Annotated in this window: 1 pseudogene; it reads right to left on the reverse strand. The window is 58.5% G+C overall.

Going from position 1 to position 287, the window contains the following annotated elements:
- A pseudogene (locus SB764_RS39390) lies at positions 1–287 on the reverse strand (chemotaxis protein); the annotation flags it as partial.

A 287-nucleotide genomic window follows, 5' to 3' on the forward strand; every position in this document is an offset into this window, starting at 1 on the left:
CCCGCGATACCGTGCATGGTCTCAACGACCTGTCCGACTACTTCGCCGCCCCGTTGTGCCACCGCGGAAGCAGTATTCGCGAGTGCTGTTGCCTGCGTTGCATTTTCGGCGTTGTGGCGAACAGTAGAAGTCAGTTCCTCCATGCTCGATGCAGTTTCGCCGAGAGACGCGGCCTGCTCTTCCGTGCGTTGGGAGAGATCAGTATTGCCTTGGGCAATTTGACTCGCAGCGACCGAAATCGCCTCGCTGGAAGCCTTGATGCCGCTCACGATTGTCGCCAGCCTTTT

The organism is Paraburkholderia sp. SIMBA_027 (assembly GCF_046535315.1).
Lineage (GTDB): Bacteria > Pseudomonadota > Gammaproteobacteria > Burkholderiales > Burkholderiaceae > Paraburkholderia > Paraburkholderia tropica.